The organism is Colwellia sp. (assembly GCF_013215345.1).
In the GTDB taxonomy this organism is placed as follows: domain Bacteria; phylum Pseudomonadota; class Gammaproteobacteria; order Enterobacterales; family Alteromonadaceae; genus Colwellia.
Map to the genome: position 1 here is coordinate 1 of NZ_JABSOV010000140.1, position 8,631 is coordinate 8,631.

The following is an 8,631-nucleotide window of genomic DNA, read 5'->3' on the forward strand; positions in this document are numbered from 1 at the left end:
CACTGTACCACTACACACTGACACCTAACGCCGTTTTAAGCGACAAATTGCTGTTGGCTAAGGTAAGTGAGGCACAAACAAAAAGCCAACTGTAATTTGTCCGACTTGAAAACCCTTGTTATAGGCCCACACACTAAGAGTTTTACTATACCAAGTTACGAATTTATTTCTGCTATTTTTTGAGGTTTCCTGTTATCCCAAGCTACGACTGTACTCCTTAGTTTAAGAAATGGACGCTCTACAACTACATACAAAACTATGGCGACTAAAAGGGCAGCTATCCCATAAACAAAGAATGCAATATATCCATTTGTTCTTAGCTGTTCTCCAAAATTTGTATTCATTATGTGAAATACAAATTTATGAGTCAGATAGAGGCTATAGGCTAATGTAGCGACAAAATAGACGCCTGGTACTTTATACTTTCCAAGTATTGAATTCGGGCTAGATGCTCCAGCAACAATAAATGCAAAACTGAATGACAGTATTGGGAAACCAATTACTGTTGCCATATACCCAAAGCGAGCTTTAAAAAGCCATATCGCGGTTGCTAGCCCTGAAAGACCCACAAGTAAAACTTTATTAGCGTGGTTCATTGTAAATTTCCACAGCTCAGGTTTAAACACTTTAAGTGCTGCAAGTAATACACCGGCTAAAAGTCCGTCTAATCTTGTGTATGTAGGGTAATATATATTTTCAATATATGACTGTCCCCAACCTAATTCATTTACCCAAATATATCCTCGTAAATACATTCCAAAGGCAATAATAAATAACGACAAAACTAGAATTTTAGTAACGCTACTTCGATGCATTAACTGCAATACAACTATCGGAAAAAATAAATAGAAATACTCTTCAATGCATAGTGACCAAACATGTGAAAATGTATTGTTGCTGGAAGTATCTATAAATAAATTGACCGAAAAGCTTAAAAACTGCCATAAGGGTTGTAAGCCATTTCCTTCCCTAGTAAAAGGCACTAAAAAGTAAATCGTCAAAACCACAATATATGCAGGAAGAATTCTAAAGACGCGATTTAAATATAATTCACTTAAATTAACCTCCTGCCTTTGCGCAACCAATTTAAACAATTGACTGCCAATTAAAAAACCACTGAGTACAAAGAATAGATCGACCCCCATCCAACCGAGACCAGATAAGTCTCTAGATGGAGTACCGTATTTCGTAGCGTGAAAAAGCATTACCCAGATAATCGCAATGGCGCGCAATAAATCTAGACCACAAAGTCTATTCATATTGTTCCTTTTTAGAATTTATAGAGGTGAGGTACAATATTCTGCTAGGTCCTATAACACGAAGCTAAGCGGAAAAAATGTAGTTGGCTAAAATGTTGAGGAACAAAAAAAGCCAACTGTTTTTTGTCCTTGTTTATTAAGTTGTTAGGTGAAAAATTCCATTAGTTCGTTTACGATCCCTGATGGGTCTTTAAAAGCTGCATCAATGTCATTAACTTAAGCTTAATTTACATGTTTACAATAAGTTAGCTAGTTGCTAACCTAGCTATGAATTAAAAATAGAGAGAAATCACCAATGAGCTGTTCAGTATTTAATTCAAATAGTACAAAAGTTAACCGATAAAATTCACTCAACTGAATTTTTAGAAAATCACCGTAAAAAATCTACTGATTTCACTCGAAATCGCACCCTTACTTTTCCTTGTTTAATTAGTTTTATGTTGAATGCTCTCAATGGTTCAATTCAGGCTGAACTCGTTCGGTTTTTCAATGTTATCGATGATAACTACTTGTCGACAAAGTCAGTTAGCACCGCTGCTTTTTGTAAAGCGAGAATGAAATTATCCCATCAAGCATTTGTTGAGTTAAACGATGATTTAGTTCAAGAATTTTATGAAACTGCAACCATTGATAAATGGCAAGGCCATAGACTGTTAGCTGTTGATGGGTCAGTCACACAATTACCTATATCTAACGAACTACTTGAGCATTTTGGAAAAGCTCGTCCACATGCCGCTATGCCCCATGTTCGTCTTTCACAACTTTATGATGTTAAGAATAATATTACTCTAGATTTACAGGTAGAAAGCCATTCAACCGGAGAGCGTGAAATGGCACTAAAGCATTTAAATAAAACCCAAACAGGCGACTTAGTCGTTTATGACCGAGGTTATCCTGCTGTTTGGTTTTATAAATACCATAGGCTAAAGAATGTCGACTTCTGCATGCGCATTGTTAAAAGCTCTAATGTTGTTAAAGCCTTTTTAGAAAGTGGGAAATATAGTGATGTCGTTGATTTTCCTTGTATTGAGAAGTCTCTTCGTCGATGTAGAAAAGATAAGATATCGACCGAATCACTACGCTTAAGATTAGTGCGTGTTGACCTGCCATCAGGTGAGCCAGAGGTTTTGGTTTCCTCATTAACAGATCTACAAGCTTATCCTACTGCTCTTTTCGCTAATTTATATCACCAGCGCTGGGGAGTTGAAGAAGATTACAAAGTATTGAAAAGTCGTCTCAACATTGAGAATTATTCTAGTATTTCTGTTGAAGGTATTTTACAAGACTTACATGCAAAGCTATTGACTAAAAACCTTGCTGCTTCTGCAATGCATGATGCCAAACGAAAAATAAAGAAGCCTAAAAAGAATAGGCTCTATGATTATAAGATCAATTTCGCTTTTGCGATAAATCAGCTCAAAGATAATATTGTGCGGTTCACAATGAAGCTAGCTGATCTTGAGCTATATGAATTACTGATAAGTAAAATATCAAAGAGTTTAAGTGTTATTCGACCCAATCGTAAGTTTGTTCGACAAGACCGTAGAAACAAGACAAATAAGTACCCAATGAATTATAAACGTATGTGCTAAACCCTTAAGTTAATGACATTGATGCGCACATTTGAGACAGTAACTTCGAATACAAAACCTGCCGATTAGACCCTCACCTAGCCGAAGAAAAGCGGATATAGCCTACTGATTCTGATATCATCTTAAGCATTGATTATTAACTATTGGATACTGCTCAAATATGATTACACTTTATGGGATTAAGAATTGTGACACGGTAAAAAAGGCCACTAAATGGCTTGCAGCAAACGACATTGCTCATCAACTTTATGACTTTAAAAAACAACCATTAACAGCTGAATTATTAACTGAATTTGTTAGCCAAAGTGATTGGTCGTTATTATTAAACAAGCGCAGTACCACTTTTCGTAACCTACCTGATGAGATAAAAAACAATCTTACTGATGAAGTAATGTTTGCCGCAGTGCTTGAGCAACCAACATTACTGAAGAGACCACTATTACCATTAAATGGTGAACTCAACCTCGGTTTTAAAATTGATCAGTATCAAAACCTTTTCGACAACAAGTAAGCAAAAAACATTGTAGTTAAAAGCCAGGTATTAAAAATAAATTAAGGGTAATCGTTGTGAGTCAAACCGAACAAAAAAATGAAAGTGCTGTTATTGAATTAGCAAAAGAACTTATCGCCAGAGCTTCCGTCACTCCCGAAGATGTCGGCTGCCAAAAACTCATGGCAGAGCGATTAGCCAAGCTTGGCTTTAATAATGAAAGCATGATTTTTGCTGATACCACTAACCTTTGGTCTCGTCGCGATAGTAGCGTGTGCAAGGATAATGACTTAGTTTTTTGTTTTGCTGGTCACACCGATGTGGTGCCGGCTGGTAACCTTGAATTATGGAATACACCACCATTTGAACCAACCATTATTGATGGTATGTTATATGGTCGTGGCGCTGCAGATATGAAAGGTAGCTTGGCGGCAATGATAGTGGCGACAGAACGTTTTGTTAAAGACCATCCAGATCATCAAGGCGCTATCACTTACTTAATTACCAGTGATGAAGAAGGTCCCTTTATTAATGGCACCACTCGGGTTATTGATACCCTAGAAGCACGCAATGAAAAAATCACTTATTGTATTGTCGGTGAGCCTTCTAGTACCAATGCTGTTGGCGATATTGTAAAAAACGGTCGCCGTGGTTCAATTACTGCAGAAGTCGTCATTAAAGGTAAACAAGGCCATGTTGCCTACCCTGAACATGTGAGAAATCCAATCCATTTAGCCATGCCGGCATTAACTGAGCTCAGCCAAGTAGAGTGGGATCAGGGCAATGAATATTTCCCGGCGACTAGCTTTCAATTATCAAATATTAATGCTGGTACCGGCGCGACCAATGTTGTCCCCGGCCATCTCACCGCATTATTTAATTTACGCTATAGCACAGAACTAACCGACCAAATGATTGTTGAGCAAGTCGAGTCGATATTGAACAAACACCAACTTGATTATGAGATAAAGTGGACTTTTAATGGCAAGCCATTTATTACCAAGCATGTAGACTCTGAGCACGGTTTTTTAAACGCTGTCAGCCAAGCCATACTCACAGTTACCGGTAGGGAAACTCAACTTTCAACCGCAGGTGGCACTTCAGATGGTCGCTTTATCGCGCCAACGGGAGCACAAGTGATTGAACTAGGTCCATGTAACGCGACTATCCATCAAGTCAATGAATCGGTTTCTTGTAACGATTTAGAGCAACTGGTTGATATTTATTATCACTGCTTGGTTAATGTTTTATGCAGCCACAAAAACACTAATGGTTAATTTATTTACAGACAAGGTTTCATTTAATCATGCCGACTAGCAAGGACATCAATTCAGCGCAAATACTGGGTCAAAACGAGCAACACTTGTATTATGTTAATGAGCGAGTGGCTATTCACCAAGAAATGAAAACTGCTTTTTCAGCTTTAGTTGCAGCGGCTAGCGCCGCTGATATTGACTTGAAAATTGCCAGTGGCTTTCGCTCGTTTGACCGACAGCTGCTGCTTTGGAACAATAAATTTTCGGGTAAAACACCGATTAAGAATATGGCTGGCGAAGTAATTTCCCCGGCGAACTTATCGCCACTTGATTTAGCGCACAGTATTTTGCTTTATTCCGCCCTGCCCGGTGCTAGTCGTCATCATTGGGGTTGTGACATTGATGTTTACGCGCAAAACCTACTCGCTGATGATTATCAACTACAGCTTGAACCGTGGGAATATAGCGCACAAGGGCCTTTAGCTAAGCTATCAAATTGGCTGGTTAAATACGCGCACCAATTTGGCTTTTATTTCCCTTATGCTAGCTTCCAAGGCGGTGTTGCCAGTGAGCCTTGGCATTTATCTTACGCGCCGTTAGCACAACAATATCAGCAAGCTTTTAATATTGAACGATTAGCCAAGGCATTAGTAAATAGCAGTATCTTGGGCAAAGACGAAATCATTAATAATCTAGATGACATAGCCAAGCGTTATATTAATAATGTCTGTGCGGTGCCAAGAAATGTTATACTCACTAAACTGTAAGCTGAGTGTCTTTACTTAGCCTTAACAAACTTATTAAGAGGCATTCCAATGACCAATTGGTTAGCTATTTGTATGATCGTATTGGCGCTAGCTATCATCATAGGCAACTTGAGCACCTTTCAAAAAAACTCAAAGCAAAAAATGCGTAAACACAATTTAAATGACTTAAAAGAAACCCTGCCAAGAACCAGTAAAAGTGGCCATAAATTGGCAACTATTGAAAAGAACAAACCTTAGGTTTTTGACTAATTCAAGACATAAAAAAACTCCAACATGTGGAGTTTTTTTATGTCTGCTCTTTACCTTATTTCGATAAAGAGCAAGTAAACTTTTTTAGTCGATACAGCCTTAAAAAACGTTTCTAAACGATAAACCCTGCTCGAATATTGGGAATATTCTTTCTAACGTTGCCAACGGTAATGGCTCACCGGCAGCATTATAAATGGTGACTGCGGTCTTCTGATCAAGCTCATCAATAGGCGCTAAAACAAATTGATAATGGGCATCACTTACATCGATTACCGGTACATCATCACCCCAAATACTATCCCAAATACTACTCTCTGGTTTAACAAAGTCGACATAGTAAATTTTCTTATCATCATTCAAATCACTAATAGTAAAACCGTGCTTTTCAAAGAATAGTGGCATATTGCCCCATAGGTCGTCTAAACCCATCTCAATTATATAAGCGGGTTCCTCTTCAATGTTCTGGCCTATTGTGACTAACTTTTGATTGGCACGAGTTAAGCGATCTGCACGTTGTTGCACACGATAACTATAATCAACGGCGGCAATTAGCTCATTAAGCATGGCTTTTTCAGCACGTTGCTTATCAATGGGATCCATTGTTTGGCTACCACCGGTTTCATCGGTTTGTAAAAAATCAACTAATGAAACACGTAATGAAACACTGCGACCATGTGGCTTAGCTAATAATTGATAACGAAAACGTACACTCTTTGAAAATTGTATGTCGGTAAAAATCCAACCAACATCCACTTCGTTGTGATACCAATCAGACTCTAGGATCGCGGTTTTAATACCTTCTCGCTTAATACTGGTTTCTTTTAAGCTGGTCGCCCCTTCAATAACTTTACTTAAAGTAACCTCAGTATCTTCTTCAACGTAGTTATAACCAATGTTATCTTCAACTAACTTTTCAGTGACAACTTTTTCGATAAAATCCAATAAATCTTTATCTTCTAAAACTTTATCAAACCAAATAATCGCGACACCAGACTCGTCCACAACTCTTGAAGATGCGGCAACAGGCATAACCAGTGACGGTGCTCGAATATCCATATCGGCGCCAATAGGGCCTTGATGATTTATTTTATCGGTGACAAAAAAATCCTTCGCTTGCTTTGGTTTATTTAAATTGGCTGGAATAACGAGATCGTTAGCTTCAGGTTTATACTGATAATCAAAACTGCCTTGGGCTTGTTTATTATTAACAGAACCACAAGCTGTTAGTGATAAGGCTAACAGTGATAAATAAAATACTCTACAACTCATTAAAACTCCTGTGGCTTAGGTTATTGATATTCAAAACCCAACTAAGCTCACTAAAAAACTAAAAACAATTCGATTTAATACCAAACGAGCAAATCTATTATTTTCTCAGGCGATGCCAGAGGATCCATAACAAACTCAACGCCTTTAGATTAAAATAGGGCTAAACATTGCGCCCCATGGTACTTGGCTGATTTTACAAACACAAGTTATATGACCACAAAAATGCAAGATGATTCCAACTTTAATCATGATCAGTTACAATGCGCCTTTCTGGACAACTTAGGCGTAATGAATGTCACAATATTTAGTACTAACAGCGATGGGAGCGGACCGAACAGGTTGTGTTAGTGAGTTAACTAAATTAGCAAGTGAATGCGAATGTAATATATTAGACAGCCGAATGGCCCTTTTTGGCTCTGAATTTACCTTCATTATGCTGCTTAATGGCGAAGCCAGAGCAATTAATAAAATTGAAGCCAGAATCCCCAAAGTTGCTCATAGTTTAGATTTAGTCACTATGATGAAGCGAACTTCTGGCCATAGAACCTTTGACTTGGTCAAGCATTACCAAGCCGAGTATTGTGGAATTGATCAACCCGGTATTTTAAAAGCCATGACCGCTTTTTTTGCCACACGTAAAATAGATATCTCTTCATTAAAATCAGCAATAGATCCTAAAACGAACCATATGAGTGCCAACATATTGTTTGCTTTAACAGAGAAGATTAGCATTGATGAGCTTGAACGTGACTTCTTAGAGCTTTGTCAACAAACTGATGTTCAAGGCTGTATCAAAAAAGCCAATGCTAATTTATTACAGTGATAAGCATAAAGGCCAAGGCAATATCCCTAATAAGAAAAATGACTTTCATCCCTTTTTAACAGTGAGTTTATAATGAATACTTTAAACATTGGTGATACCGCGCCACTATTTACCCTAGCTAATGAAAATGATGAGTCAGTATCATTGGCTGATTATATCGGCAAAAAACAAGTATTAGTATATTTCTACCCGAAAGCGATGACACCTGGCTGTACCGTTCAAGCACAAGGTTTACGTGATATCAAAGCAGAGCTTAATGAATTAAATACCGTTGTTTTTGGTATTAGCCCTGATGAAGTAAAGCGTTTAACTAAGTTCTGCCAACGTGATGAACTAAACTTCTCCCTACTATCTGATGTTGATCATAAGGTGGCGGATGAGTTTGGTGTTTGGGGTTTGAAGAAGTTTATGGGCAGAGAATACGATGGTATTCATCGTTTAAGCTTTTTAATTGGCCTTGATGGCAAAATCAGCCATGTGTTTAATAAGTTTAAAACTAAAGAGCATCATGATGTTGTTTTAGCTGTACTAAATGAGCTAAATCAGTAAACCAATCAATCATTAAAGTCGTCTATTAAGTAAAAATCAAAAGGCCTAAGTTAAGTAAAATTAACTTAGGCCTTTTTAGTGATAGCTTTTGAGTTCTATGCCCGACAATAGCATGGTTGCTCTGACTAAATGGTTAGTACACTCTGTTAATCTATTTCTTCATCGTCATCTTGTGGTTCATATTCTTGCTCAATAATCGAAAATCCTTCTTTAGCAACATATTGAATGCTGATAGGCTCAGAAAAATTAGGTATATCATCATAACTGAACACCGAATAATACTTTTCAATATTGGCATTAGCAAAATTATCAAAGGTGTAATTATCTGGACCACCATACAATTTAACGCCATCATATGGTGATTTAGGCGGATGGAA

At 37.7% G+C, this 8,631-nt stretch carries 10 protein-coding genes; 7 read left to right on the forward strand and 3 right to left on the reverse strand.

Features of this window, described 5'->3' with window-relative positions:
* Positions 1-155 precede the first annotated feature (155 nt).
* Entirely contained in the window at positions 156-1,259 is a 1,104-nt protein-coding gene (locus tag HRT50_RS16005) for an acyltransferase (protein ID WP_291616295.1), read from the reverse strand.
* 344 nt (positions 1,260-1,603) lie between these two features.
* Here HRT50_RS16005 and HRT50_RS16010 point away from each other — a divergent pair, with 344 nt between their 5' ends.
* The 5 genes from HRT50_RS16010 to HRT50_RS16030 all read left to right on the forward strand — a co-directional run bounded on the left by HRT50_RS16010 (position 1,604) and on the right by HRT50_RS16030 (position 5,601).
* A complete protein-coding gene (locus HRT50_RS16010) occupies positions 1,604-2,851 on the forward strand; it encodes an IS4 family transposase (RefSeq protein WP_291616310.1) in 1,248 nt (415 codons plus the stop codon).
* Between the two features lie 160 nt (positions 2,852-3,011).
* Entirely contained in the window at positions 3,012-3,362 is a 351-nt protein-coding gene (locus tag HRT50_RS16015) for an arsenate reductase (protein WP_291616296.1), read from the forward strand.
* A 56-nt stretch (positions 3,363-3,418) separates the two neighbouring features.
* Positions 3,419-4,618 (forward strand): succinyl-diaminopimelate desuccinylase, encoded by a 1,200-nt coding sequence (gene dapE, locus HRT50_RS16020; protein ID WP_291616298.1) that lies wholly within the window; start codon positions 3,419-3,421, stop codon positions 4,616-4,618.
* A 29-nt stretch (positions 4,619-4,647) separates the two neighbouring features.
* Positions 4,648-5,364, forward strand: a complete 717-nt coding sequence (locus tag HRT50_RS16025; protein ID WP_291616300.1) for a M15 family metallopeptidase — start codon at positions 4,648-4,650, stop codon at positions 5,362-5,364.
* 48 nt (positions 5,365-5,412) lie between these two features.
* Positions 5,413-5,601 (forward strand): hypothetical protein, encoded by a 189-nt coding sequence (locus HRT50_RS16030; protein ID WP_291616302.1) that lies wholly within the window; start codon positions 5,413-5,415, stop codon positions 5,599-5,601.
* A 111-nt stretch (positions 5,602-5,712) separates the two neighbouring features.
* Here the strand turns inward: HRT50_RS16030 and bamC are convergent, their stop codons facing one another.
* Positions 5,713-6,882 (reverse strand): outer membrane protein assembly factor BamC, encoded by a 1,170-nt coding sequence (bamC, locus tag HRT50_RS16035; RefSeq protein WP_291616303.1) that lies wholly within the window; start codon positions 6,880-6,882, stop codon positions 5,713-5,715.
* 292 nt (positions 6,883-7,174) lie between these two features.
* Here bamC and HRT50_RS16040 point away from each other — a divergent pair, with 292 nt between their 5' ends.
* Both HRT50_RS16040 and bcp read left to right on the forward strand, forming a co-directional pair.
* On the forward strand, positions 7,175-7,705 hold the full coding sequence (locus tag HRT50_RS16040; RefSeq protein ID WP_291616305.1) for an ACT domain-containing protein: 531 nt from the start codon (positions 7,175-7,177) through the stop codon (positions 7,703-7,705).
* Between the two features lie 72 nt (positions 7,706-7,777).
* A complete protein-coding gene (bcp, locus tag HRT50_RS16045) occupies positions 7,778-8,254 on the forward strand; it encodes a thioredoxin-dependent thiol peroxidase (protein WP_291616307.1) in 477 nt (158 codons plus the stop codon).
* 146 nt (positions 8,255-8,400) lie between these two features.
* On the opposite strand, the gene HRT50_RS16050 is transcribed toward bcp, so the two are convergent.
* Positions 8,401-8,631, reverse strand: a 231-nt coding sequence (locus HRT50_RS16050; RefSeq protein ID WP_291616309.1) for a hypothetical protein, incomplete at its 5' end; no start/stop codon positions are given.

Excerpts from the sequence above, each read along its gene's own strand:
- bamC (WP_291616303.1), bottom strand. The coding sequence starts at position 6,882 with ATGAGTTGTAGAGTATTTTATTTATCACTGTTAGCCTTATCACTAACA.
- HRT50_RS16025 (WP_291616300.1), top strand. The coding sequence starts at position 4,648 with ATGCCGACTAGCAAGGACATCAATTCAGCGCAAATACTGGGTCAAAAC.
- HRT50_RS16015 (WP_291616296.1), top strand. The coding sequence starts at position 3,012 with ATGATTACACTTTATGGGATTAAGAATTGTGACACGGTAAAAAAGGCC.
- HRT50_RS16030 (WP_291616302.1), top strand. The coding sequence starts at position 5,413 with ATGACCAATTGGTTAGCTATTTGTATGATCGTATTGGCGCTAGCTATC.
- HRT50_RS16040 (WP_291616305.1), top strand. The coding sequence starts at position 7,175 with ATGTCACAATATTTAGTACTAACAGCGATGGGAGCGGACCGAACAGGT.
- HRT50_RS16005 (WP_291616295.1), bottom strand. The coding sequence starts at position 1,259 with ATGAATAGACTTTGTGGTCTAGATTTATTGCGCGCCATTGCGATTATC.
- bcp (WP_291616307.1), top strand. The coding sequence starts at position 7,778 with ATGAATACTTTAAACATTGGTGATACCGCGCCACTATTTACCCTAGCT.